The organism is Polaromonas sp. P1_F2, from assembly GCF_056405735.1.
The window spans coordinates 161,098-185,060 of sequence record NZ_JBFUBN010000008.1 but is presented as its reverse complement, the minus strand read 5'-3'; the positions used below and the strand labels follow the sequence as shown (position 1 = coordinate 185,060).

General features: G+C 63.4%; 26 protein-coding genes and 1 tRNA gene. 7 read left to right on the top strand and 20 right to left on the bottom strand.

What is annotated here, in order from left to right; translation table 11 throughout:
- The first annotated feature begins 44 nt into the window (after window positions 1-44).
- Window positions 45-542 (top strand): CreA family protein, encoded by a 498-nt coding sequence (locus tag AC1D0O_RS17075; RefSeq protein ID WP_477654688.1) that lies wholly within the window; start codon window positions 45-47, stop codon window positions 540-542.
- Window positions 543-545: 3 nt separating this feature from the next.
- Here the strand turns inward: AC1D0O_RS17075 and AC1D0O_RS17070 are convergent, their stop codons facing one another.
- Window positions 546-851, bottom strand: a complete 306-nt coding sequence (locus tag AC1D0O_RS17070) for a plasmid stabilization protein (protein ID WP_477654687.1) — start codon at window positions 849-851, stop codon at window positions 546-548.
- Window positions 852-1,076: 225 nt separating this feature from the next.
- Here AC1D0O_RS17070 and AC1D0O_RS17065 point away from each other — a divergent pair, with 225 nt between their 5' ends.
- Window positions 1,077-1,790, top strand: coding sequence for a YebC/PmpR family DNA-binding transcriptional regulator (locus AC1D0O_RS17065; protein ID WP_477654686.1), 714 nt, complete (start codon window positions 1,077-1,079; stop codon window positions 1,788-1,790).
- Here AC1D0O_RS17065 and AC1D0O_RS17060 read toward each other — a convergent pair.
- The 3 genes from AC1D0O_RS17060 to clpB all read right to left on the bottom strand — a co-directional run bounded on the left by AC1D0O_RS17060 (window position 1,787) and on the right by clpB (window position 5,747).
- The gene (locus AC1D0O_RS17060) at window positions 1,787-2,134 is read right to left on the bottom strand and encodes a hypothetical protein (RefSeq protein ID WP_477654685.1); all 348 of its coding nucleotides are present in this window, start codon (window positions 2,132-2,134) and stop codon (window positions 1,787-1,789) included. The two genes, AC1D0O_RS17065 and AC1D0O_RS17060, sit on opposite strands and share 4 nt — an antisense overlap.
- Entirely contained in the window at window positions 2,131-2,976 is an 846-nt protein-coding gene (locus tag AC1D0O_RS17055) for a hypothetical protein (protein ID WP_477654684.1), read from the bottom strand. Before AC1D0O_RS17055 ends, AC1D0O_RS17060 begins: the two co-directional genes overlap by 4 nt.
- A 170-nt stretch (window positions 2,977-3,146) precedes the next feature.
- Window positions 3,147-5,747 (bottom strand): ATP-dependent chaperone ClpB, encoded by a 2,601-nt coding sequence (gene clpB / locus AC1D0O_RS17050; protein WP_477654683.1) that lies wholly within the window; start codon window positions 5,745-5,747, stop codon window positions 3,147-3,149.
- A gap of 121 nt (window positions 5,748-5,868) precedes the next feature.
- Between clpB and AC1D0O_RS17045 the strand changes: the two genes are divergently transcribed.
- On the top strand, window positions 5,869-6,441 hold the full coding sequence (locus AC1D0O_RS17045; protein ID WP_477654682.1) for a hypothetical protein: 573 nt from the start codon (window positions 5,869-5,871) through the stop codon (window positions 6,439-6,441).
- A gap of 9 nt (window positions 6,442-6,450) precedes the next feature.
- Here AC1D0O_RS17045 and AC1D0O_RS17040 read toward each other — a convergent pair whose 3' ends face one another.
- Window positions 6,451-6,927 carry a molybdenum cofactor biosynthesis protein MoaE gene (locus tag AC1D0O_RS17040; protein WP_477654681.1) on the bottom strand — a complete coding sequence of 159 codons (477 nt, stop codon included), beginning with the start codon at window positions 6,925-6,927 and terminating at the stop codon, window positions 6,451-6,453.
- Window positions 6,928-7,212: 285 nt separating this feature from the next.
- On the opposite strand from AC1D0O_RS17040, the gene dapA reads away from it, so the two are divergent.
- On the top strand, window positions 7,213-8,115 hold the full coding sequence (dapA, locus tag AC1D0O_RS17035) for a 4-hydroxy-tetrahydrodipicolinate synthase (RefSeq protein ID WP_477654680.1): 903 nt from the start codon (window positions 7,213-7,215) through the stop codon (window positions 8,113-8,115).
- Window positions 8,116-8,125: 10 nt separating this feature from the next.
- Here the strand turns inward: dapA and AC1D0O_RS17030 are convergent, their stop codons facing one another.
- The 6 genes from AC1D0O_RS17030 to AC1D0O_RS17005 all read right to left on the bottom strand — a co-directional run bounded on the left by AC1D0O_RS17030 (window position 8,126) and on the right by AC1D0O_RS17005 (window position 14,363).
- On the bottom strand, window positions 8,126-8,377 hold the full coding sequence (locus AC1D0O_RS17030; RefSeq protein WP_477654679.1) for a MoaD/ThiS family protein: 252 nt from the start codon (window positions 8,375-8,377) through the stop codon (window positions 8,126-8,128).
- A 21-nt stretch (window positions 8,378-8,398) separates the two neighbouring features.
- Window positions 8,399-9,640 (bottom strand): molybdopterin molybdotransferase MoeA, encoded by a 1,242-nt coding sequence (locus AC1D0O_RS17025; protein ID WP_477654678.1) that lies wholly within the window; start codon window positions 9,638-9,640, stop codon window positions 8,399-8,401.
- 77 nt (window positions 9,641-9,717) lie between these two features.
- Window positions 9,718-10,266: a molybdopterin-guanine dinucleotide biosynthesis protein B gene (gene mobB, locus AC1D0O_RS17020; RefSeq protein WP_477654677.1), complete on the bottom strand. Its 549-nt coding sequence runs from the start codon at window positions 10,264-10,266 to the stop codon at window positions 9,718-9,720.
- Window positions 10,267-10,299: 33 nt separating this feature from the next.
- Complete coding sequence (gene thrC, locus AC1D0O_RS17015; protein ID WP_477654676.1) at window positions 10,300-11,715, bottom strand: threonine synthase; 1,416 nt, start codon at window positions 11,713-11,715, stop codon at window positions 10,300-10,302.
- Window positions 11,715-13,037 carry a homoserine dehydrogenase gene (locus AC1D0O_RS17010; RefSeq protein WP_477654752.1) on the bottom strand — a complete coding sequence of 441 codons (1,323 nt, stop codon included), beginning with the start codon at window positions 13,035-13,037 and terminating at the stop codon, window positions 11,715-11,717. Before AC1D0O_RS17010 ends, thrC begins: the two co-directional genes overlap by 1 nt.
- Before the next feature lie 102 nt (window positions 13,038-13,139).
- Window positions 13,140-14,363: a pyridoxal phosphate-dependent aminotransferase gene (locus AC1D0O_RS17005; protein WP_477654675.1), complete on the bottom strand. Its 1,224-nt coding sequence runs from the start codon at window positions 14,361-14,363 to the stop codon at window positions 13,140-13,142.
- A 196-nt stretch (window positions 14,364-14,559) separates the two neighbouring features.
- Here AC1D0O_RS17005 and AC1D0O_RS17000 point away from each other — a divergent pair, with 196 nt between their 5' ends.
- The 3 genes from AC1D0O_RS17000 to AC1D0O_RS16990 all read left to right on the top strand — a co-directional run bounded on the left by AC1D0O_RS17000 (window position 14,560) and on the right by AC1D0O_RS16990 (window position 17,411).
- Window positions 14,560-14,958 carry an Mth938-like domain-containing protein gene (locus AC1D0O_RS17000; protein WP_477654674.1) on the top strand — a complete coding sequence of 133 codons (399 nt, stop codon included), beginning with the start codon at window positions 14,560-14,562 and terminating at the stop codon, window positions 14,956-14,958.
- A 124-nt stretch (window positions 14,959-15,082) separates the two neighbouring features.
- Entirely contained in the window at window positions 15,083-15,559 is a 477-nt protein-coding gene (locus AC1D0O_RS16995) for a peroxiredoxin (protein ID WP_477654673.1), read from the top strand.
- A gap of 169 nt (window positions 15,560-15,728) precedes the next feature.
- Window positions 15,729-17,411, top strand: coding sequence for a PhoH family protein (locus AC1D0O_RS16990; protein WP_477654672.1), 1,683 nt, complete (start codon window positions 15,729-15,731; stop codon window positions 17,409-17,411).
- An 81-nt stretch (window positions 17,412-17,492) separates the two neighbouring features.
- On the opposite strand, the gene AC1D0O_RS16985 is transcribed toward AC1D0O_RS16990, so the two are convergent.
- From AC1D0O_RS16985 to iscR, 9 genes are all read right to left on the bottom strand, one after another.
- Window positions 17,493-17,567, bottom strand: a tRNA-Val gene (locus AC1D0O_RS16985).
- Between the two features lie 71 nt (window positions 17,568-17,638).
- Window positions 17,639-18,346, bottom strand: a complete 708-nt coding sequence (dnaQ, locus tag AC1D0O_RS16980; protein ID WP_477654671.1) for a DNA polymerase III subunit epsilon — start codon at window positions 18,344-18,346, stop codon at window positions 17,639-17,641.
- Window positions 18,347-18,400: 54 nt separating this feature from the next.
- Window positions 18,401-18,739, bottom strand: coding sequence for an ISC system 2Fe-2S type ferredoxin (gene fdx, locus AC1D0O_RS16975; protein WP_436154118.1), 339 nt, complete (start codon window positions 18,737-18,739; stop codon window positions 18,401-18,403).
- 14 nt (window positions 18,740-18,753) lie between these two features.
- Window positions 18,754-20,616, bottom strand: coding sequence for a Fe-S protein assembly chaperone HscA (hscA, locus tag AC1D0O_RS16970; protein ID WP_477654670.1), 1,863 nt, complete (start codon window positions 20,614-20,616; stop codon window positions 18,754-18,756).
- A 30-nt stretch (window positions 20,617-20,646) separates the two neighbouring features.
- Window positions 20,647-21,165, bottom strand: a complete 519-nt coding sequence (gene hscB / locus AC1D0O_RS16965; protein WP_477654669.1) for a Fe-S protein assembly co-chaperone HscB — start codon at window positions 21,163-21,165, stop codon at window positions 20,647-20,649.
- 76 nt (window positions 21,166-21,241) lie between these two features.
- On the bottom strand, window positions 21,242-21,565 hold the full coding sequence (gene iscA, locus AC1D0O_RS16960; RefSeq protein WP_074575253.1) for an iron-sulfur cluster assembly protein IscA: 324 nt from the start codon (window positions 21,563-21,565) through the stop codon (window positions 21,242-21,244).
- Between the two features lie 42 nt (window positions 21,566-21,607).
- On the bottom strand, window positions 21,608-21,994 hold the full coding sequence (iscU, locus tag AC1D0O_RS16955; protein WP_007867013.1) for a Fe-S cluster assembly scaffold IscU: 387 nt from the start codon (window positions 21,992-21,994) through the stop codon (window positions 21,608-21,610).
- Between the two features lie 34 nt (window positions 21,995-22,028).
- Window positions 22,029-23,246 carry an IscS subfamily cysteine desulfurase gene (locus tag AC1D0O_RS16950; protein WP_477654668.1) on the bottom strand — a complete coding sequence of 406 codons (1,218 nt, stop codon included), beginning with the start codon at window positions 23,244-23,246 and terminating at the stop codon, window positions 22,029-22,031.
- Window positions 23,247-23,349: 103 nt separating this feature from the next.
- Window positions 23,350-23,886, bottom strand: a complete 537-nt coding sequence (gene iscR, locus AC1D0O_RS16945) for a Fe-S cluster assembly transcriptional regulator IscR (protein WP_092128187.1) — start codon at window positions 23,884-23,886, stop codon at window positions 23,350-23,352.
- Window positions 23,887-23,963 lie beyond the last annotated feature (77 nt).

The window sequence follows — 23,963 nt, the reverse complement described above, 5'->3', positions numbered from 1 at the left end:
CGCGAGAGCCCACGGCATCCAACACATACAAAGAGGGATATTCCATGACCATCAAACACATGTTGCGCCCCGCGTTTAGCGCGCTCAGCCTGCTCTTGCTCCTGTCCGCCTGCGGCGGTGCCGGCGGAGAGGAAATCGGCGCCGTCGACACCGTGTTCAAGTTCATAGGCCCCGACCACAAGATCGTGGTGGACGCCTACGACGATCCCAAGGTCGCGGGCGTGACCTGCTATGTGTCGCGCGCCAAGACCGGCGGCATCAAGGGCGCTTTCGGCCTGGCCGAGGACAAGGCCGAAGCCTCCATCGCCTGCCGGCAGACCGGTGTCATCAGCTTTGGCGCCAAGCCTATGGACAAGCAGGAAGAAATGTTCAGCGAGCGTATTTCGCTGGTCTTCAAGAGACTGCGGGTGGTGCGCATGATAGACACCAAACGCAACACGCTGGTCTACCTGACCTACTCGGACCGGGTCATAGAAGGCTCGCCGCAAAACAGCGTCACGGCCGTTCCGGTGCCGGCCGGCACCGTGATCCCGGTCAAGTAAGGCTTACTTCGAAGCGTTGCGCTTGCGGGTCGCCGCGGCCTTTTTGGCAGACGCCGAACGCTCGGCCGCGGTGCGCGAAGCCGCCGCCGCACCGCCCAGGCGCCCACCCTTGCGTGAAGGCGCGTGGTTCTCCGCCTTGCCGCGGCCCGAGCCGGACTTTTTGCCGCCGCCGGTTTCCTTGTTCACCGTGGCCCAGGCGCGCCGCTCGGCTTCTTCCTTGCCGACGCCGCGGTCCTCATAGCCTTCCTCGATGTGCTCGGCCTTGCGCTTTTGCTTGTCGGAATAGGAAGATTTGTCACCTCTTGGCATGTCGGCTCCTTTCGTGTTGGCAGGTGTTCAAAATTAGCGCTGCCCCACCCTTGCTGTAGCGGGAAGGCGCTGATGTTCGCGTCGGCGCCGTCCTACCGTTGCGGCCGCACCGTATGGGTGTATAACCGGGGACCCCCGGCCCTGCGGCGCGCGCTTCGCGCCGTACCGCAGGCCCCCCAACACACAGCCAGGCGCTTGGCGCGGCAACAGCAAGGAAGAACAGACATGGGCGCGCAGTGGAAAGCAAAAGGCAAGGAACTGGCCGCGAACGCCAGGGGCCGGCTATTCGGCAAGCTGGCCAAGGAAATCATGGTCGCGGCGCGCAACGGGGCGGACCCGGCCTCGAACGCACGGCTGCGGCTGGTGGTGGAGCAGGCCCGCAAGGTCTCCATGCCCAAAGACACCCTGGAGCGCGCCATCAAAAAGGGCGCCGGCCTCACGGGCGACGCCGTCCATTTCGAGCATGTGATCTACGAGGGCTTCGCACCCCACCGCGTGCCCCTGATGGTCGAGTGCCTGACGGACAACCTGAACCGCACGGCCTCTGAAATCCGCGTGCTGTTCCGCAAGGGGCATCTGGGCACTTCGGGCTCGGTCTCCTGGGACTTCGACCACGTGGGCATGATTGAAGCCGAGCCGCTGGCTGCCGGCGCCGACCCCGAACTGGCCGCGATTGAAGCCGGCGCCCAGGACTTCGAGCCGGGCCATGAAGAAGGCACAACCATGTTCCTGACCGACCACGCCGACCTGGACATCGTCAGCCGCGCCCTGCCCGCGCAGGGATTTACCGTGCTGTCGGCCAAGCTCGGCTACAAGGCCAAGAATCCCGTCAGCCCGTCCACCCTGAGCGCCGCGGAACTCGAGGAAGTCGAGGCCTTCCTGGCCGCCATCGATGCGAACGACGACGTGCAGAACATCTTTGTGGGCCTGGGCGACTAGGACCCAGGAGCCGCTTCGTAGCGGGGCCGTATCCGGGTTTTCTGCACGATGCCGGACGGCGCGAACAGGATCACAAACTCGGCCCCCGGCGTTTCGCTTTTGGGCGGCTTTTCCCGGTAAGCCCAGACCTCGTAGCCGGTGTCGAACCTGACCACGGTGGCGGGGCCCAGCGCGGCGGCCACGTCGGCTTTGGTGCTGGTCCCGGGGACCACCATCCCTTGCGCACCCTGCATGGACAGGCTGGCGTCGCGAAAAGGCGGCCGGATTTCCTCCACCCCGCCCGGGCCGGCGCAACCCGCCAGCACCAGGCCGGCACACAAAATGAGCCTGCACGCCAGCATCATCCGCCCTCCATGTAGTCAAACTCGACCAGGGTGTCGTTGGGCCAGCTGCGGTCGCCCAGGGGCAGGAAGTAGGTGCGGTCCACCAGCACCTCGCAGTCGCAGTCGGGCAGGTCCCTGTCGAGTTTGGGGTCGTCGCTCGCGGCGGCGTAAAGCATGGCCAGGGGCAGGATTTCGCGGCGCTCGCCGGCGACCAGCGTGACGCTGAACAGCGGGCGCTCCGAAAAGAACAGGTAGAGCGGAGCCGGCTTGTCGCAGTATGCGGGCGTGTCGAACACGGCGCCGGCAATCCGGTCAACAACGCCGCCGCCGCGCGAGACCAGGCCGGCCTCCATGCCCACCCGGCACTCCAGCCGCAGGTCGCCCAGGCGGCGGGTGTTGGGCGGCAGGCCCGGCGTGCGGATCTCGGTGCGCCAGGTCATGCTTTGCGCCTTGCGGTTGGGAATGACCTGCGCATCTTCCGAGAAAGCCTTTGGGTCGCGCGGCAGGCTGAAGGTGTGGTCAGGCGCGATGGCCACGGGAAAGGCGACGCTGCTGCCTATGACCTCCATGTCAATCGAGTTCATGTCGGTCTCGCGCCGGCGCGGCAGCAGCTTGAAGCGCAGCGGGGCATTTGGTGCGAGGTTTTTTTCACGCTCGAAGAGTTCCATGCCCCGGATCATTTTGCGGTAGGACTTCTCGACCGGATCGCGGTTGGCCTTGGCGCTGACGGTCACCGGGGCCAGGGTGCGCGGCGCACCTGCCTCCTTGCTGCCCGGATCTTGTGCCGTGGCCTGCGCGCCGACAGCCAGGCTTGCCGCCAGGCAGGCGGTGCGCATCACGACGCTGGCAAGGCGGTTGGGCATGTCGGTTCCGATGGGGCAGAAGCCCATCGTAGGCCGGGCGGGCCGGTGGAGATGTAGGACGATTCCAGCATTTCCTCCGCGGCACGGCCATAAAAAAACCCGCCCCGGCGCAAGCCGGAGCGGGCTGTGAGGCTCACCATGAAACTGGTGGCCTGGGCCGTCAACAGGCCCTAGTGAACCGTCGATTCGAACCGGAACACGCCCGGGTCGCGGATGGGGTCCACGTCCACCGGTATCGTGCTCTTGGGCGGGAAACGCCCTTCCAGCAGCAGCTTGCTGAGCGGATTTTCGATCCGCTGCTGGATGGCCCGCTTGAGCGGCCTGGCGCCGAAGACCGGGTCGAAGCCGACCTTGGCGAGCTCGGCGATCGCGGCTTCCGATACGTCCAGCGCGAGGTCCATCTTCTGCAACCGGGCGACCAGCACCTTGAGCTGGATCCGTGCGATGGACTCGATGTTCTTCGCATCCAGGGCGTGGAACACCACGGTTTCGTCGATCCGGTTCAGGAACTCGGGCCGGAAATAGTTTTTGAGTTCGTCCGTCACCGCGTCCTTGATCTCTTCCGTGGGTTTGCCGACCATGGACTGGATGATGGGCGAGCCGATGTTGCTGGTCATGACGATCACGGTGTTCTTGAAGTCCACTGTGCGGCCCTGCCCGTCCGTCAGGCGGCCGTCGTCCAGCACCTGCAGCAGCACATTGAACACGTCGGGGTGGGCTTTTTCGACCTCGTCGAGCAGCAGCACGCTATAGGGCTTGCGGCGCACGGCCTCGGTCAGGTAGCCGCCCTCCTCATAGCCCACATAGCCCGGAGGTGCGCCTATCAGGCGGGCCACCGAATGCTTTTCCATGAACTCGCTCATGTCGACGCGTATCAGGTGGTCTTCGCTGTCGAACAAAAAGCCGGCCAGCGCCTTGCACAGCTCGGTCTTGCCCACGCCGGTGGGGCCCAGGAACAGGAAGGAGCCGGTCGGGCGGTTCGGGTCGCTCAGGCCCGAGCGTGAACGGCGGATCGCGTTGGCCACCGCGCTGATGGCTTCTTCCTGGCCGACCACGCGCTCATGCAACTTGCCCTCCATCTGCAGCAGCTTGTCGCGCTCGCCCTGCATGAGCTTGCTGACAGGGATGCCGGTGGCGCGCGCCACGACCTCGGCGATCTCTTCGGCGCCGACCTGGGTGCGCAGCAGTGTGGGCGCGTTGGACTTGCCCTTGCTGGCTTCGATGTCCTGCGCTTCCTTCAGGCGCTTTTCGAGTTCGGGCAGCTTGCCGTATTGCAGTTCGGCGACCTTGTTGAAGTCGCCCTTGCGGGTGAACTCCTCAATCTGGAAGCGGATGCGGTCGATCTCCTCCATGACGTCCTTGGAACCCAGGGCCTGGGCCTTCTCGGCCTGCCAGATTTCGTCGAGGTCGGAGATCTCTTTTTGCAGCTTGGTGATTTCTTCTTCGATCAGCTCGAAGCGTTTTTGCGAGGCTTCGTCTTTCTCGCGGCGCACGGCTTCGCGCTCGATCTGTAGCTGGATCAGGCGGCGGTCGAGCTTGTCCATGACCTCGGGCTTGGAGTCCATCTCGATCTTGATCTTGGCCGCGGCCTCGTCGATCAGGTCGATAGCCTTGTCGGGCAGGAAACGGTCGGTGATATAGCGGTGGCTCAGCTCGGCCGCGGCCACGATGGCCGGGTCGGTGATCTGCACGCCGTGGTGCGCTTCATACTTTTCCTGCAGGCCGCGCAGGATGGCGATGGTGGCCTCCACCGTGGGCTCGCCGACCAGGATTTTCTGGAAGCGGCGCTCCAGCGCGGCGTCTTTTTCGATGTACTTGCGGTATTCGTCGAGCGTGGTGGCGCCCACGCAGTGCAGCTCGCCGCGCGCCAGTGCGGGCTTGAGCATGTTGCCCGCGTCCATCGCGCCTTCAGCCTTGCCGGCGCCCACCATGGTGTGCAGCTCGTCGATGAAAACAATGGTTTGGCCCTCGTCCTTGGCCAGTTCGTTGAGCACGGTTTTCAGGCGCTCTTCAAACTCGCCGCGGAACTTGGCGCCGGCCAGCAGTGCGGCCATGTCGAGCGAGAGCACGCGTTTGCCCTTGAGGGAGTCCGGCACCTCGCCGGCCACGATGCGCTGGGCCAGGCCTTCGACGATGGCGGTCTTGCCGACGCCGGGCTCGCCGATCAGCACGGGGTTGTTCTTGGTGCGGCGCTGCAGCACCTGGATGGCGCGGCGGATTTCGTCGTCGCGGCCAATGACCGGGTCGAGCTTGCCCAGGCGGGCGCGCTCGGTCAGGTCCATGCAGTATTTCTTGAGGGCTTCGCGCTGGCCTTCGGCGTCGGCGCTGTTCACGCCCTGGCCGCCGCGCACCGCGTCTATCGCGGCTTCGAGCGCCTTGCGGGTCAGGCCGTTTTCCTTGGCCAGGCGGCCGACGTCGCCTTTGCTGTCGGCCACGGCCAGCAGAAAGAGTTCACCGGCGATGAACTGGTCGTTGCGTTTGATGGCTTCTTTTTCGGTGGCCTGCAGCAGCTTGGCGAGGTCGGGGCCGACCTGGAGCTGGTCCTGGCCCTGCACCTGCGGCAGCTTCTTGACGGCGGCGTCGGCCGCCTGCATGAGGCCGCCCACGTTGACGCCGGCTCTTTCCAGCAGCGCGCGCGGGCCGTCGTCCTGGCGCAGCATGGCGGCCAGCAGGTGGACCGGCTCGATATAGCCGTTGTCATTGCCCAGCGCGAGGGATTGCGCATCGCTCAGGGCTTCCTGGAATTTGGTGGTCAGTTTGTCTTGTCGCATGAAGAGGGCTCCGTGGATTCCGGCAGGCCTGGCTCAGGCCCCATCCGGATGGATGTTGCACAGTATCTGGGGGGCTGGTGCTGGTTTTCAAGCATTTTCCCGGCGCCCCTAAAATCGCCCCATGAACATCCACCAGGTCTCGGTGACCTATCACCAGGAGCAGGACAGGCTGCTGGTGCGTATCAGCAGCCATGAAAGCGAGGAACTGCGCCTGTGGCTGACCCGCCGCATGACACTCTCCCTGATGCCGATCCTGACGAAAACCGCCGCCGACCAGTTGACCCAGGAAACCCATGACGGCGCTATCGCAACGCCCCAGGACCGGCATCGCCAGCGCATGGTGGAAAACTTCCAGAAGGAAGCTTTGGCACACGCAAGCGATTTCAAGACGCCCTACCAAGCCGAAAATGCCGCGCTGCCGCTGGGAACAGAACCACTGCTGGTGACGGAAGTCAAAATGTCCTTGCTGAAATCGGGCAAGCTGGAACTGGCTTTCATCGAAAAACTGCCCGAACCTGGGCGCAATGTGCGGATCGCCATCAGCAACCGGCTCACCCAGGGATTGCTGCAGCTGCTGAACAAGTGCCTCAAAAAATCCCAGTGGCTCAAGTCACCGCCGGTCGCCGATCTGGAAGAGGCCGCGGATACCCCCGAGCCGCCGGATGCCATGGAAAAGCCCCGCTACCTGAACTAGGGCCTGCGTTCAGGCATTGGGGGCCACGATACCCCACTTGGCCAGCGCCGCGTCATCGGTGACCCGTGCATCCACCCAGCGCGCGCCTTCTGGGGTCTGTTCCTTTTTCCAGAACGGCGCCTGGGTCTTGAGGTAGTCCATCAGGAACTCGCAGGCCCTGAAGCTTTCGCCGCGGTGCGCGGAAGTCACGGCGACCAGGACGACCTGGTCCAGCGGTTGCAGCAGCCCGACGCGGTGGACCACACGCGCGCCGAAGATATCAAAACGCGCCATGGCCTCGTCAACCATGGCTTCGATGGCTTTTTCGGTCATGCCGGGGTAGTGCTCCAGCTCCATGCTGCTGACGCTCAGGCCGTCGTTACGGTCGCGAACGGTGCCGGTGAAGGTGCAGACGGCGCCCACCCGCTTGTCGGTGGCGCGCAGTGCAGCCACCTCCTCGGCGAGGTTGAAGTCATCGGTGGTGATCAGGACACGGGGTGAAGCCATAGTGGCAATTTTGCCACTCGCGCCCCCGGAACGCAGCGCCTACGGTAAGATTTGCCGCATGACTGGCCACACCTGCCCCCTCGCCGACCGGACGCACGACAGCGCCCGCGGCCTTGGGGGGTGCGCCAGCAAATCGAAAAAACCGTTGCTCATTTGACCGGGGCTGCGGTTCCGTCGTCGAATGAGCGATGGAACCGCCGGTTACTTTCCAAGTCTTTTGCGGACACCCTTCTCTTGTTCTGATGACGGCCTTTCAAGCCGGTCAGTTTTTTGGGATGTGTCTTCATGCAAACAGCGTTCAATGCCGATCAAACCGATCAGGCCGCCACCGATTTCTCGGGTCTCTGGATCCCGCTCGTCACCCCCTTTGACCAGGGCAAGGTCGATCATGCGGCCTTGAAACGCCTGGTGGCGCATTACCGCGCCAAGGGCATCGCCGGGCTGGTGGTCTGCGGCTCCACCGGCGAGGCCGCCGCCCTGGATGAGGCCGAGCAGCTGCAAACGCTGCGCACTGTCACGGAACAAGCCGACGGCCTGCCGCTGGTCATGGGCCTGTCGGGCTACCACCTGGGCAAGACGGCGGCGCGCATCGAGGCGCTGGGTGGACTGGACCTGGCCGGCATCCTGCTGCCGGCGCCCAGCTATATCCGGCCCTCCCAGGCAGGCCTGATCGAATGGTTCAGCGCCCTGGCCGACGTGAGCGCCGTGCCGGTGATCCTCTATGACATCCCTTACCGCACCGGCAGCCGCCTGGAACTTGAAACCTTGCTGGCGCTGGCCGGCCACCCGCGCATCCTGGCCCTCAAAGACTGCGGCGGCGACCCGGCCAAGACCAAGGCCCTGATTGCCGACGGGCGGCTGCAGGTGCTGGCGGGCGAGGACGTGAATATCTTCAGCACCATGGCGCAGGGCGGCCGGGGTGCGATTGCGGCAGCCGCCCATCTGCACACGGAACGTTTTGTGGAAGTGCTGCGGCGCATCCGGGCCGGTGACCTGTCGGGAGCCGAGGCCTTGTGGGCGCAGCTGCAACCCTTGATAGCCAGCCTGTTTGCCGAGCCCAACCCGGGGCCGCTCAAGGCGCTGATGGCGGAACGCGGCCTGCTTCGCAACGAGCTGCGCAGCCCGATGACACGGGCTTCTACAGAGTTGGCCGAACGCCTTCAGCGGCTGGATGCGCTGGTGGCTTGAGCCGGGCGGGTCAACCGCCGGTCACAGGCGGGAAGAAAGCGACTTCGCAGCCATCGCTGAGCAGTGCCGCTTCGTCGCTCATGACCTGGTTGAGCGCCATGCGCACCGACCGGCCGCGCGCCAGGCTGGCGGCATGCGCTGGCGTGGCCGCGAGCAGTTCATCGCGCAGGGTCGCCAGCGTGGTGGCGGCGGTGTCGCGCACCTCGCTGCCCTGCCCTATGGCTTCGCGGATGGACGCAAAATATTTGATGGTGACTTTCACGGGAAGCCTTTATGCGGCGCCTTAAGCCATCAGTGCCGAAAACGGGATGAACTGCACCGTGTCGCCATGGGCAATCGCCTGGCCGGCCGGGTTGTCGATGACGCCGTCGCCCCAGACGGCCGAAGTCAGCACGCCCGAGCTCTGGTTGCTGAACAGGTCGAGCCCACCGGCGGCATTACGCCGGGCACGCAAAAACTCGCGGCGCTTGTCGGCCTTGGGCCAGTCGAAATGAGCCGGTAGCGCGATGGAAGCGGGAGCCACGTCGGTCGCGCCCTGCAGCCTGAGCAAAAAGGGCCGCACCAGCACCAGGAAGGTCACAAAGCTGGACACCGGATTGCCCGGCAGGCCGATGAAGTGCGCGCCGCCGACCTTGCCGCAAGCGAAAGGTTTGCCCGGCTTCATGGCGATCTGCCAGAGGGCGAGTTCGCCCAGCGCCTGCACGGCGGGCTTGATGTGGTCTTCCTCGCCGACCGAGACGCCGCCGCTGGTCAGGATCAGGTCGTGCTGCTCGCTGGCGCCCTTGAGCGCGGCGACGGTGGCGGATAGGCGGTCGGGCACGATGCCGAGGTCGGTCACGCTGCAGCCCAGGCGCAGCAGCAAGGCGCGCAAGAAGAAACGATTGGAGTTGTAGATGGCGCCGGGCTTCATGTCGGCCGGTGCGACCTCGCCGGGCATGACGAGCTCGTCGCCCGTGGAGAACAAAGCCACGCGCACCCGGGGCGCGACCTGGAGTTTGTCGAAGCCAATGCCGGCGGCCAGGCCCAGCGAGGCGGGCGTCAGGCGTTCACCGCGGTGCAGCACTACGGCGCCGGCGGCCACGTCCTCGCCGCGGCGGCGAATCCATTGGCCGGGCTGGGGCCTGGCCTTGATGCGCACGCCCTCATTCACGGCTTCACAGTCTTCTTGCATCACCACCGTATCGGCGCCGGGCGGGATGGGCGCGCCGGTGAAGATGCGCGCCGCCGAGGCCGGTGCCAGGGCATGGCCGCTGCTGCCCGCCGGAATGCGCTGGCTGACCGGCAACACAGCGCCCTCGGCCCAATCAGCCGTGCGCAACGCGTAGCCGTCCATGGAGCTGTTGTCATGGGCCGGCACGTCGAGGCTGGAGACCAGGTCCTGGGCCAGCACGCGGCCGTCGGCGTCAAAGGTGGAGACGGTTTCGACACCGGGCAAGCTTGCCGCGCGGACCAGCAACTCGGCCAGCGCCTGGTCCAAAGGCTTCAGGGGTGCGCGGGCGGCGGATGCAGCGGGAACAGAACTCATGGTCGGGATGTCCAGAACAAAGGCATGAACGGAACTGGGCTGGCGTCAGGGCTGGCCTTCACTACCTTTACCCAGGCCTAGCCGAAACGGTCTTCGAAGGAATAAGCGAAGCGCTCCTGATTGTTGACCAGGTAGTCGGCCACGGCCTCGCCGTCGTTCAAATCCAGCACCGGACGCAAGGTTGCTTCGGGCAATTGATCGGGAGCATCAGTGGCGATGGCGACAATGAAATCGTCGTCCATGTAGCGGGCGGGCTTGCCTGGGTAATCGGCCGAAGGACCACGCCAGACTTCGATCTTGAGCAGGTCGCTGCTCTTGAAGCCCTCGACCAGCACCCAGTCGACGCCGCCGTAAAGCTCGGCGATCAACTGGTGCACCGTCATCTCGGATGGCTTTTCAAACTCGCGCATCAGCGCCAGGCGGTTCTGCGAAGCCACCACCACCTCAAAGGCGCCGGCCACCCGGTGGCGGAAGGTGTCCTTGCCGGGATGGTCGATGTCGAATTTGTGATGCGCATGCTTGACCACCGAGACGCGCAGGCCCCTGGCCTTGAGCGCGGGAATCAGCTTTTCCACCAAGGTGGTCTTGCCCGAGCCGGAGTAACCGGCGAAGCCGACAACGTTCATGGCTTGGCCTTCCAGGCGGTACCGCGGCCCGCGTCAATGCACATGGTCGGCAATGTAGCGCTTGATCACGGCCGCATCGGCGGGCAGCACCTGCACGCGCTTGGGCAGATCTTCGATGCCCTCGAACTTCGCGGGCCGCGCGGGCGCGTGGCCCAGCGCCTCTTCAATCGTGGCCGCGAACTTGATGGGCAGCGCGGTTTCCAGCACGAGCATGGGCACGCCGGGCTGGAGCTGCTCGCGCGCCACCTTCACGCCGTCTGCGGTGTGGGTGTCAATCGTGGTGCCGAAGCGCTTGTGCGTGTCGCGGATCGTCGCGAGCCTGTCGGCGTGGGTGCTCTTGCCGCTGACAAAGCCGTAGCGCTGCGCGGCTGACTTGAACGCCGCCTCAGCGCTCAGGTCAAAACGGCCCTGGCTGCCGAGCTGGTCGTGGAACAGGGCCTTGGTCTTGGCACCGTCGCGGCCCAGCAAGTCGAACACAAAACGCTCGAAGTTCGAGGCCTTGGAAATGTCCATGGAGGGGCTGGAGGTTTCATGCGTGTCTGCGCTGCCGCGCACGCGGTAAACGCCGGTGCGGAAGAACTCGTCGAGCACGTCGTTTTCGTTGGTGGCCACCACGAGCTTGCCGATCGGCAGGCCCATCATGCGGGCGACATGGCCGGCGCAGACATTGCCGAAGTTGCCCGAGGGCACGGTGAAGTCGACTTTTTCGGTGTTCTTGCTTGTGGCCTGGAAGTAGCCAGCAAAGTAGTAGACCACCTGTGCCATCAGGCGCGCCCAGTTGATGGAGTTGACGGTGCCGATCTTGTACTGGCGCTTGAAAGGCAGGTCGTTGGACACGGCCTTGACGATGTCCTGGCAGTCGTCGAACACACCTTCGACCGCGATGTTGTGGATGTTTTCGTCCTGCAGGCTGAACATCTGGGCCTGCTGGAAAGGGCTCATGCGGCCCTTGGGCGAGGTCATGAAGACGCGCACGCCCTTCTTGCCGCGCATGGCGTATTCGGCCGCACTGCCCGTGTCGCCGCTGGTGGCGCCCAGGATGTTGAGTTCTTCGCCGCGGCGCGCCAGTTCGTATTCGAACAGGTTGCCCAACAGTTGCATGGCCATGTCCTTGAAGGCCAGCGTGGGGCCGTTGGACAAGGCTTCGAGGTAAAGGCCGTCTTCGAGTTTTTTCAGCGGGACGATGGCCTTGGTGCCGAACACTGCTTCCGTATAGGTCTTGTCGCAGATCGCCTTGAGGTCGGCGGCGGGGATGTCGTCGACGTACAGTGAAAGAACCTCGAAGGCCAGTTCAGCGTAAGACAAGCCGCGCCACTTCTGCAGCGTCACGGCATCCACTTGCGGATATTGCTCGGGCAGGTAGAGGCCGCCGTCAGGCGCCAGGCCCTCGAGCAGGATTTCGCAGAAGCGCTTGCGGTCGGCATGGCCGCGCGTGGAGATGTACAGCATCAGGCCAGCTCCTCCTTGCGGATGCGCGTGATGGGGGCCAGCACCGTGGGCAGGGCCTGCATTTGGGCCAGGGCGCCGTTCATCTTGGCTTCCACGCACTCATGCGTGAGGATGATGAGGTCGGTGTGGGTGGAACCCTCGCCGCCGACTTCATCGGCTTCGCGCTGCAGCACGGCATCGATGCTGATGCCCGAGCCGGCGAGGATGCCGGTGACCTTGGCCAGCACGCCGGCTTCGTCGGCGACCTTGAGGCGCAGGTAGTAGCTGGTGACGACGTCGGACATGGGGACGACCGGCAGGTCGCTCATCGCGTCGGGCTGGAAGGCGAGATGCGGCACGCGGTGCTCAGGGTCGGCCGTGTGCAGGCGCGCAATGTCGACGAGGTCGGCGATCACGGCGCTGGCGGTGGGCTCGCTGCCCGCGCCCTTGCCGTAGTACAGCGTGGTGCCGACGGCATCGCCCTGCACCACCACGGCGTTCATCGCGCCTTCCACATTTGCGATCAGGCGCTTGGCCGGCACCAGGCTGGGGTGCACGCGCAGCTCGATGCCGTTGGCGGCGCGCTTGGTGATGCCCAGCAGCTTGATGCGGTAGCCGAGCTGCTCGGCGTAGCGGATGTCCTGCGCGGCCAGGCCGGTGATGCCCTCGACGTAAGCCTTGTCGAACTGCACCGGGATGCCGAAAGCGATGGCCGACATCAAGGTGACCTTGTGGCCGGCGTCCACACCCTCGATGTCGAAGGTGGGATCGGCTTCGGCGTAGCCCAGGCGCTGCGCTTCTTTCAGCACGACGTCGAAGTCCAGGCCCTTGTCGCGCATCTCGGACAGGATGAAGTTGGTGGTTCCGTTGATGATGCCGGCGATCCACTGGATGCTGTTGGCCGTCAGGCCTTCGCGCAGCGCCTTGATGATGGGAATGCCGCCGGCCACGGCTGCCTCGAAGGCCACCATCACGCCCTTGCGGTGGGCTGCGGCAAAGATCTCGGTGCCGTGCACGGCCAGCAGCGCCTTGTTGGCGGTGACCACGTGCTTGCCGGCCTCGATGGCTTCCAGCACCAGTTGCTTGGCGATGCCATAGCCGCCAATGAGTTCGATCACGATGTCGACGTCGGGGCTGGCCACGACCTTGCGGGCATCGTCGACCACCTGAACGCCTGGACCGACAGCGGCTTTCGCGCGCGCCACATCGAGGTCGGCGACCATGGTGATCTCAATGCCGCGGCCGGCGCGGCGGCGGATTTCTTCCTGGTTGCGCTGCAATACGTTGTAGGTGCCGCTGCCCACGGTGCCTATGCCCAGGAGGCCTACGCGGATGGGGCTCAAATTCGTCGGTTTCATAGTGCTGAAGTCTTGCTTTGGTGTGATCTGGAGGCCTGCCGCCTCAAGGGGCGCAGGGGACTGAAGAGTGAAGGGCCGGGTACAGGGTCAAGTTCGGTTGTTGCGGTAGTTCTCGAGGAACTTCGCAATGCGGCCGATGGCCTCGCGCAGGTCTTCCTCATGCGGCAGGAAGACGATGCGGAAATGGTCCGGTTCGGGCCAGTTGAAGCCGGTGCCCTGTACCAGCATCACCTTGGTCTCCTTGAGGAGCTCCAGGAAAAACTGGCGATCGTCCTTGATCGGGTAGACCTTGGGATCCAGGCGCGGGAACATGTAGAGCGCCGCGCTGGGCTTGACACAGGTGACGCCGGGGATGGCGGTGATGAGCTCGTAGGCCATGTCGCGCTGGCGGCGCAGGCGGCCGCCTTCGCAGGTCAGGTCGTTGATGCTCTGGTATCCGCCCAGCGCCGTCTGTATGGCCCACTGGCCCGGCACGTTGGAACACAGCTTCATGTTGGCCAGCATGTTCAGGCCCTCGATATAGTCCTGCGCCTGCTTCTTGGGGCCGGACACCACCATCCAGCCGGCGCGGTAGCCGCAGGAGCGATAGCTCTTGGAGAGCGAATTGAAGGTCAGCGTGAGCACGTCGGTGGACAGGCTGGCGATGGCGGTGTGCTTGACGCCGTCGTACAGCACCTTGTCGTAGACCTCGTCCGCGAGGATGACCAGGCCGTGCTCGCGCGCGATGTCGATGATGCCTTTGAGCAGCTCGTCGGAATACAGCGCGCCCGTCGGGTTGTTGGGGTTGATGACCGCGATGGCCTTGGTCCGGGGCGTGATCCGGGCGCGGATGTCGTCCAGGTTGGGCATCCAGCCATTGCTTTCATCACACCGGTAATGCACCGGTGTGCCGCCCGACAGGCTGGTGGAAGCGGTCCACAGCGGGTAGTCGGGCGCCGGCAGCAGCAGTTCGTCGCCATCGTCGAGCAGGGCGTTGGTGGCCATGGAAATCAGCTCGCTCGCGCCGTTGCCCAGGTAGATGTCGTCCAGCGTGACACCCTTGATGCCCTGCTTCTGGGTTTCGTGCATCACGGCCTTGCGTGCCGCAAAAATGCCCTTGCTGTCCGAATATCCGGCAGAGGCGGGCAGGTTGCGGATCATGTCCTGCTGCACTTCCTCCGGTGCATCGAAGCCAAACACGGCCAGGTTGCCGATATTGAGCTTGATGAGCTTTTGGCCCTCTTCCTCCATCTGCTTGGCGGCGTCCATGATCGGGCCGCGGATGTCGTAAAGCACATTGGCAAGCTTGGCGGATTTGGTGATCGATTTCATGAAACGTTCAGAAGCTGTGGACGGGGGCCGCACCGCCCACCATGCCGGCAACCGGGGAGATGCGGCGCATTGCGGCGGGGAATTCGGGCGGAATCTATAATTTGACCACATAAAAGAGGGTTTTCGCTGGCAAACACCAGCACGCAAAACCCCGCGCACAGTCGCACCACGCCCTCACAACGCCCGGACCTTCCGCATGAAACTTCAGCCAGACCGCCTCGACGTCCAGTCCATCCTCGGCTACGGCCCCGGCTGGGTGGGCCTGGGGCGCGACGGGGTGGCGGAAAAGATAGAGCACAGCGTGGTGATCGGCTCACGAGGCGAGAAATTCGACTGGAACTGCGCGCGCTTTGAGCAGCTCACCGCACAGCATTTCGCCTTGCTGGCCGAAACCCGGCCCGAACTCGTGATTTTCGGCAGCGGCGCCCGCCTGCGCTTTGTGCCGCCGGCGTTTTTGCGCGTCCTGATGGAGCACCGCATCGGCGTTGAGACCATGGACACGCTCGCGGCCTGCCGGACCTACAACATCCTCGCGGGTGAAGGCCGGCAAGTAATTGCCGCCCTGCTGATTGAAACAGAAGGAACAGAAGGCTGAAATGCCCTCTCTTTCAGGGTAAAATCTAGGGTTGCACTTGGCAGCACATCCCGGGATGGAAATCCCGGGCCGTTTGCCAAAAGGCGCGGCTAATTACAACTACTTTCGTCAGGGTCTACTCAGTATGGCAGTCGTCGTCAATAAACCACTCCCCGAATTTGAAGCGATCGCCACCAGCGGCATCAAGGTTTCCAACCAGTCCCACCTGGGCAAAGTCGTGGTGTTGTACTTCTATCCCAAGGACAACACGCCGGGCTGCACCACGGAAGCCATGCAATTCCGTGACCGCTACAAGGACTTCGTCAAGGCCGGCGCCACCGTATTCGGTGTCTCCCGCGACAACATGAAGTCCCACGACGAGTTCAAGTCCAAGCTTGAGCTCCCCTTCGAGCTGATCGCGGACACCGAAGAAAAAATGTGCCACATGTTCGGCGTGGTCAAAAACAAGATCATGTACGGCAAAAAGGTCAAAGGCATCGAGCGCAGCACCTTCCTGGTGGGCGCCGACGGCCTGCTCAAAGAGGAATGGCGCGGACTGAAAGTGCCCGGCCATGTGGACGACGTGCTGAAAGCCGTCAAAGCCCTCAAAAAGGCTGCCTGAAACCATATTGAGGCCAGTTAGCAACAAAGGATTGCCCTGTCACTTGAGTTGTGCATAATGAACTCATGCTGTTGACACTCGCAACTGCGCCAAAAGAAAAAGCCGCCCTGGTTTCAAGGCGGCTTTTTCGCTTCTGGAACCCTTCTTTTTTTAGAGAGTCTTAAGCACTATGCCCCTGCCCCCCGCCCCGACCAAACGTGCCGCCCTGCTCTCCCCTGATGCGCTTGACGCGCCAGCCCGCTCACCCTCAAAAGTCGCACGAAAAACGGAAAGTGCTGAATCCGCCCAGAAGCCCCCGGTGATGGACCTGTTTGATAGCCGGGCGGCGGGTGAAGGCAGCCATCCTTCGGCTTTTAAAGGAAAGGAAGCCACTCACCCCGGAAAGCCGGCTCCCGCCAGCTATAAAAGAGAGAGCATTTCCCTGCCGCAACCGGCGGCCAAACCCAAGAAGGCCAAACGCACCGGCCCTGCGAAGCTGTTTGTGCTCGACACCAATGTGCTGATGCACGACCCGATGTGCCTGTTCCGGTTTGAGGAACACGACATCTTCCTGCCCATGATCGTGCTCGAGGAGCTCGACGGCCACAAAAAGGGCATGACCGAGGTGGCGCGCAATGCTCGCCAGACCAGCCGCACGCTGGACGCGCTGGCAGGCGCCCAAGGCGCCGATATCGCCAAAGGCCTGAAGCTGGACACCACAGGCCATCCCGAGGCCGGCGGCAGCTTGTTTTTCCAGACCAAACCGCTGGATTACACGCTGCCCATGAGCCTGCCGCAGGGCAAGGCCGACAACCAGATCCTGGGCGTGGTCGAAGCCCTGCGCAAGGAATACGCACCGCGCGAAGTGGTTCTGGTGTCCAAGGACATCAATATGCGCGTCAAGGCGCGCGCCCTGGGCCTGGCAACCGACGACTACCAGAACGACAAAACCCTGGAAGATGGCGACTTGCTGTACTCCGGCTCGCTGGCCCTGCCGGCAGACTTCTGGACGCGCCAGAGCAAGACCATCGAAAGCTGGCAGCAAGGCAGCCACACCTTCTACCGCATCACGGGACCCATCGTGGGCAGCCTGCTGATCAACCAGTTCGTGTTCTTTGAGGCCCCCGGAGAGCCGCCCCTGTATGCCCGTGTGACGGAAATCCGGGCCAAAACCGCCGTCCTGAAGACCTTGAAGGACTACAACCACCTCAAAAATGCCGTCTGGGGCGTCACCACGCGCAACCGCGAACAGAACTTCGCCATGAACCTTCTGATGGACCCGGAGGTGGACTTCGTCACCCTGGCCGGGACGGCCGGCACGGGCAAGACGCTGATGGCGCTGGCCAGCGGCCTCACGCAGGTGCTCGACGACCGCCGCTACACCGAGATCATCATGACGCGGGCCACGGTGAGTGTCGGCGAGGACATCGGCTTCCTGCCGGGCACCGAAGAGGAAAAAATGGGCCCCTGGATGGGCGCGCTGGACGACAACCTCGAAGTACTGGGCAAAACCGACAGCGGCTCGGGTGAATGGGGCCGCGCCGCCACCAACGAGCTGATCCGCTCGCGGATCAAGGTCAAGAGCATGAACTTCATGCGCGGCCGCACCTTCCTGAACAAGTACGTGATCATCGACGAGGCGCAAAACCTGACGCCCAAGCAAATGAAAACGCTGATCACGCGGGCGGGTCCGGGCACCAAGATCATCTGCATGGGCAACCTGGCGCAGATCGACACGCCCTACCTGACTGAAGGCTCGTCGGGCATGACCTTTGCCGTCGACCGCTTCAAGGGCTGGCCGCATGGCGGACATATCACGCTGGCACGCGGCGAACGGTCGCGCCTGGCCGATTTCGCGAGCGAAGTCCTCTAAATCCATGAAAAACGGCGCCGATTGGCGCCGAAATGAAAAAAGGCCAAGTCGCAAGACTTGGCCTTTTTGTTCGTCAAATTCTGGTGGGCGGTGCAAGTTTCGAACTTGCGACCCCTGCAGTGTGAATGCAGTGCTCTACCCCTGAGCTAACCGCCCTATTGGTCAGCCTACGATTATATGGTGTTTTGGGCCGGTTTTTCGGTCCGCCCCCGGAATTGCGCTTCAGTTCAGGCAACCAGGGCCCGCCAGACCGTCTTGCCTTTGCTGGACTTGTCGATATCGGCCAGCAGCTTCTCGTGTTCGGCGGCTTCCTGGTCGTTGGCCGCCAGCAAAGGCAGCTCAAACGTGCTCAGGTCTATCTGCGGCGCCGAGACCTGGCCTTCCTGGGCCCTATCGTCCACGTCCATCACCAGCGCATTCTGCCCGCGGGTCAGGTTGATGTAGACGTCGGCCAGTAATTCCGCATCCAGCAAGGCGCCGTGCAGGGTCCGGCCCGAATTGTCGACCTCCAGGCGGTCGCACAGGGCGTCCAGCGAGTTGCGTTTGCCCGGGAACAGCTCCTTGGCCATCATCAGGCTGTCGGTGACCTTGGCCACGCAATGCTTGATGGGCGGCCTGCCTATGAGCTCGAGCTCCTTGTTGAGGAAGCTGACGTCGAAAGGCGCGTTGTGGATGATGATTTCGGCGTCCTGCAGGTATTCCAGCAATTCCTCGGCCACGGCCGAGAACTTGGGCTTGTCCTTCAGGAATTCATTGCTGATGCCGTGAACCTTGAGCGCGTCCTCATGGCTGTCGCGCTCCGGGTTCAGGTAGAAGTGGCGGTTGTTGCCGGTGAGCTTGCGGGCCACCAGCTCCACGCAACCGATTTCGATGATGCGGTCGCCGTTTTCAGCGGAAAGACCGGTGGTTTCGGTGTCAAGAACGATTTGGCGCATGGCTGGATTATCGCTCTCGCGCAGGGCGGTTCTTGCCCGCTTTTTCCCGAAAACTCAGTGGTTTTCCTTTGCGTGATTGATGGAGTATTTGGGTATCTCCACCGTCACGTCGGACTGGGCCAGGAAAGCCTGGCAGCTCAGGCGCGAATTGGGCTCCAGGCCCCAGGCGCGGTCCAGCAGGTCTTCTTCGCTTTCGTCGAGCTCGTTCAGCGAATTAAAGCCTTCGCGCACAACCACATGGCAGGTCGTGCAGGCGCAACTCAAGTCGCAGGCATGCTCGATGTTGATCTTGTTGTCGAGCAGGGCTTCGCAAATCGAGGTGCCGGCCGGTGCGCTGATTTCAGCGCCCTGGGGGCAGTATTCGGGATGGGGCAGTATTTTGATGATGGGCATGGTTTTCAGTCGGTTCAGACGGCCTCGATGTTTTTACCGGCCAGGGCTTGTTTGATGCCCCGGTTCATGCGCTGGGCGGCAAAGGCTTCGGTGCCTTTGGCCAGCGCCTGGGTGGCCGCTTCTATCGCGGCCGCGTCACCGTGCGCACGCGTGTCGGCCAGGCCGACGATGAGGCTGTCGATCTGCGCGCGCTCGTTGGGGCTGAGCAGATCGGCGTCCGCCGCCAGGGCGCTTTGCGTGGCCAGGATCATGCGGTCCGCATCAACCCGGGCCTCGGCCAGGGCGCGGGCATTCATGTCCTGCTGGGCGGTGGAAAAGCTGTCCTGCAGCATGCGCGCGATATCCTCGTCCGACAGGCCGTAGGAAGGCTTTACGTCAATACGTGCCTCGACGCCGCTGACCTGCTCTTTCGCGTTCACGCTGAGCAGGCCGTCGGCATCGACGGTAAAGGTCACGCGGATGCGAGCGGCACCGGCCACCATGGGCGGGATGCCGCGGAGCTCGAAGCGGGCCAGGCTGCGGCAATCGGCCACCAGGTCGCGCTCGCCTTGCACCACATGCAGGGCAAGGGCCGTCTGGCCGTCCTGGTAGGTGGTGAAGTCCTGCGCCATGGCCGTGGGAATGGTCTGGTTGCGCGGCACGATGCGCTCGACCAGCCCGCCCATGGTCTCAATGCCCAGTGACAAAGGAATCACGTCCAGCAACAGCAGCTCATCGCCCGTGTTGTTGCCGGCCAGCTGGTTGGCGGAAATGGCCGCGCCCAGCGCCACCACTTCATCGGGGTTGAGATTAACCAAGGGCTCGCGACCGAAGAAGCTGGCGACCGCCTTGCGCACCTGGGGCATGCGCGTGGAGCCGCCCACGAGGACCGCTCCCTGGATATCTTCCTTGGCCAGCTTGGCATCGCGCAAGGCCTTGCGGACGGCCGCCAGCGTGCGCTGGGTCAGGTGGGCCGTCGCGGTTTCGAAGTCTTCGGCCTTCATCTCGAAGTTGACGAGGGCCTTGGCCAACTGCACCGAAAAAGGCACGGGGTCTGCGGCCGACAGGGCTTCCTTGCAGCCGCGCGCGGCGCGCTGCAGGGCCGCCTTGTCGGAGGGCGTGAGCGTCTCCGCCGCGAGCCCGGCCTTGGCCAGCACCCAGTCGACCAGCGCACGGTCGTAATCGTCACCGCCCAGTGCCGAGTCGCCGCCGGTGGCCACCACCTCGAAGACGCCCTGCGTCAGGCGCAGGATGGAAATATCGAAGGTGCCGCCGCCCAGGTCATAGACGGCGTAGACGCCTTCGCTGGCGTTGTCCAGGCCGTAGGCAATCGCGGCCGCCGTGGGTTCATTGAGCAGGCGCAGCACGTTCAGGCCGGCCAATTGCGCAGCGTCTTTGGTGGCCTGGCGCTGGGCGTCGTCGAAGTAGGCCGGCACGGTGATCACGGCGCCGTATATGTCGTCGTTGAAAGTGTCTTCGGCGCGGTAGCGCAGCGTGGCCAGGATCTCGGCGCTGATCTCGACCGGGCTTTTTTCGCCGGCGACGGTCTGTAGCGTGACCATGCCCGGCTTGTCGTTCAATTCATAAGGCAACTGGGCCCGGCTGCCAATGTCATGGATGCCGCGGCCCATCAGGCGCTTGACGGAAGAAATGGTGTTGCGCGGATCATCCACCTGCGCCGCCAGGGCTTCATAACCGATCTGGCGCTTGTCGGCCTCAAGATAACGGACCACGCTCGGCAGCAGCACCCTTCCCTGCTCGTCAGGCAGGCATTCGGACACACCATTGCGCACGCTGGCCACCAGCGAGTGCGTGGTGCCCAGGTCAATGCCGATTGCGATGCGCCGCTGGTGCGGGTCAGGCGTCTGGCCGGGTTCGGAAATTTGCAGGAGTGCCATGCGCGGTCGTTGTACTTCTCTGTAATGCTTTTATTGTCCCAGCTGGTCGATGCGCGCATCAACCTCGCTGGCAAAGCGCTCAATAAACATAAGGCTTCTAACCTGCCGGGCGGCAGCGGGAAAATCCCTGTCCATGTCCAGCAGTTGCTCTATCTTTGACAGCTTCTCGCGTCCATTCATGGCGGCTTGCGAGGCGATCTCTTCAAAATCCCCGGCAGTCTCGGCTTCATCGAGCGCTTCACGCCACTGCATCTGCTGCACCAGAAAATCATGCGGCATGGCCGTGTTGTTTTCGGCGTTGATGGGCGCGCCGTTCAGTTCGCAGAGGTAGCTGGCGCGCCTGAGCGGGTCCTTCAGGCGCTGGTAGGCTTCATTGATGCGCACCGACCATTGCATGGCCACCCGCTGCGCCGCCGCGCCCTGGGCGGCGAACTTGTCGGGGTGCGCCTCGCGCTGCAGGTCCTTCCAGCGCGCGTCCAGCACGGCGCGATCCTGCGCGAAGCGCTGGGGCACACCGAAAAGCTCGAAGTCATTGGATTGAAGATTCATGCCGAGAAAAAGCCGCCAGCACAATCAGTGGAGGCGGCTTCGGTAAGGGTGCAGCACGCGTAAGATCGCTCGCCCGTCAAACCCGGAAACTTTCACCGCAGCCGCAACGGTCGCGCTCGTTGGGGTTGATGAACTTGAAGCCTTCGTTCAGGCCTTCACGGACAAAATCCAGCTTGGTGCCGTCGATGTAGGCCATGCTCTTCGGGTCGACCAGCACCTTGACGCCGTTGTCTTCAAACACGACGTCTTCGGGCGCGATCTCGTCGGCGTATTCCAGCTTGTAAGCGAGGCCCGAGCAACCGGTGGTCTTGACACCCAGGCGCACGCCGACGCCCTTGCCGCGCTTGGTCATGTAGCGGGTCACGTGCCGGGCAGCCGCATCAGTGAGGGTTACGGACATTTAAATCACTCAAAAATGAAACAGGTGACGGGAATGCGTTGATCAGTGCGCGTGCTTTTGCTTGTAGTCGTTCACGGCGGCCTTGATGGCGTCTTCCGCCAGGATGGAGCAGTGAATCTTGACGGGCGGCAATGCCAGTTCTTCGGCAATCGCGCTGTTCTTGATGCTGGCCGCTTCGTCCAGCGTCTTGCCCTTGACCCACTCGGTCACGAGCGAACTGGAAGCGATCGCGGAACCGCAGCCGTAGGTCTTGAAGCGCGCGTCTTCGATCACGCCCGTTACCGGGTTGACCTTGATCTGCAGCTTCATCACGTCGCCGCAAGCCGGCGCGCCGACCATGCCGGTGCCTACCGATTCGTCGCCCTTTTCAAAAGAGCCGACATTGCGGGGGTTTTCATAGTGGTCCACCACTTTTTCGCTGTATGCCATTTTGTTTACCTCTTTAAGCTGTTCGACGCGCCGCTCAGTGAGCAGCCCACTGGATGGTGGACAAATCAACACCATCCTTGAACATCTCCCACAGGGGAGACAGTTCGCGCAGTTTGGCCACGTTTTCCTTGATGGTGGCGACCGCGTAGTCAATTTCTTCTTCGGTGCTCCAGCGGCCAATCGTCATGCGAAGGCTGCTGTGCGCCAGTTCGTCGCTGCGGCCCAGGGCGCGCAACACATAGCTTGGCTCCAGGCTGGCCGAAGTGCAGGCCGAACCGCTGGAAACCGCCAGGCCCTTGATGCCCATGATCAACGACTCGCCTTCGACGAAATTGAAGCTCATGTTCAGGTTGTGCGGAACGCGCTTGTCGGCATGGCCGTTGAGGAATACCTCTTCCACATCCTTGAGCCCGTTGAGCATGCGCTCGTGCAGGGCGCGGATGCGCTTGTTTTCTTCGTGCATCTCGGCCTTGGCGATGCGGTAGGCCTCGCCCATGCCCACGCACTGGTGCGTGGGCAGCGTGCCCGAACGCATGCCGCGCTCATGGCCGCCGCCGTGCATTTGCGCTTCCAGGCGCACACGCGGCTTGCGGCGCACGTACAGGGCGCCAATGCCCTTGGGGCCGTAGGTCTTGTGCGAAGTCAGGCTCATCAGGTCGACCGGCAAGGTGGCTAGGTCGATGTCGATGCGGCCGGTTGCCTGGGCGGCATCCACATGGAAGATGATGCCTTTTTCACGGCACAGGGCGCCAATGGCCGGGATGTCCTGGATCACACCGATTTCGTTGTTGACGAACATGACGCTGACGAGGATGGTGTCGGGGCGGATAGCGGCCTTGAGGGCTTCCAGGTCCAGCAGGCCGTCGGCCTGCACGTCCATGTAAGTCACTTCAAAACCCTGGCGCTCCAGCTCGCGGCAGGTGTCAAGAACGGCCTTGTGCTCGGTCTTGACCGTGATGATGTGCTTGCCCTTGGTTTTGTAGAAATGGGCCGCGCCCTTGAGTGCCAGGTTGTTGGACTCGGTGGCGCCGCTGGTCCAGACGATCTCGCGAGGGTCGGCACCGATAAGGTCGGCGATCTGACTCCGCGCCTTCTCGACGGCGGCTTCCGCCTCCCAGCCCCAGGCGTGGCTGCGGGAAGCGGGGTTGCCGAAGTGTTCGCGCAACCAGGGAATCATGGCGTCCACCACCCGCGGGTCGCAGGGGTTCGTGGCGCTGTAATCCATGTAGATGGGAAAGTGTGGGGTGTCCATGTGGCTAGCTTTTTTAATTCACGGGCTGGCTGGCAGCGCGATCAAGGGTCAATGCTTCAGTTCACAAAGGGATGAAGCCGGGCGAACGCCCGGCCTGGATCCATCAGGATTTGGAAAATGCATTGCCCAGGGCAAAGACCGAGTTCGGCGCGTTCACGCGAATCGGCTTGACCGCCGGCGCCGTGAAAATGGCTTTTTTCACCTGGGGGGTGTTCTCGATCACCACGCCCTTGGCAAGCTGGTCTTCGACCAGTTTTTGCAGGGTCACGGAATCCAGGAACTCCACCATGCGGCTGTTCAGCGATGCCCACAACTCGTGCGTCATGCAGCGGCCGCCTTCGCCCAGGCAGTTTTCCTTGCCGCCGCACTGGGTGGCATCGATAGGCTCGTCCACCGACACAATGATGTCGGCCACGGTGATTTCGGAAGCCTTGCGACCCAGGGTGTAACCGCCGCCGGGGCCACGGGTGGATTCCACCAGTTCGTGGCGGCGCAGCTTGCCGAAGAGCTGTTCGAGGTAAGAAAGGGAAATCTGCTGGCGCTGGCTGATCGCAGCCAGGGTGACCGGGCCGTTGTTTTGGCGCAGTCCCAAATCAATCATCGCGGTGACCGCAAAGCGGCCTTTGGTTGTGAGGCGCATAACAAGCTCCTTTAAATGGCTTGACTGTCGTTTTCACCCTGCAAGCTTGTGGCTTACAGGGAACTCTTCCTCCAGCC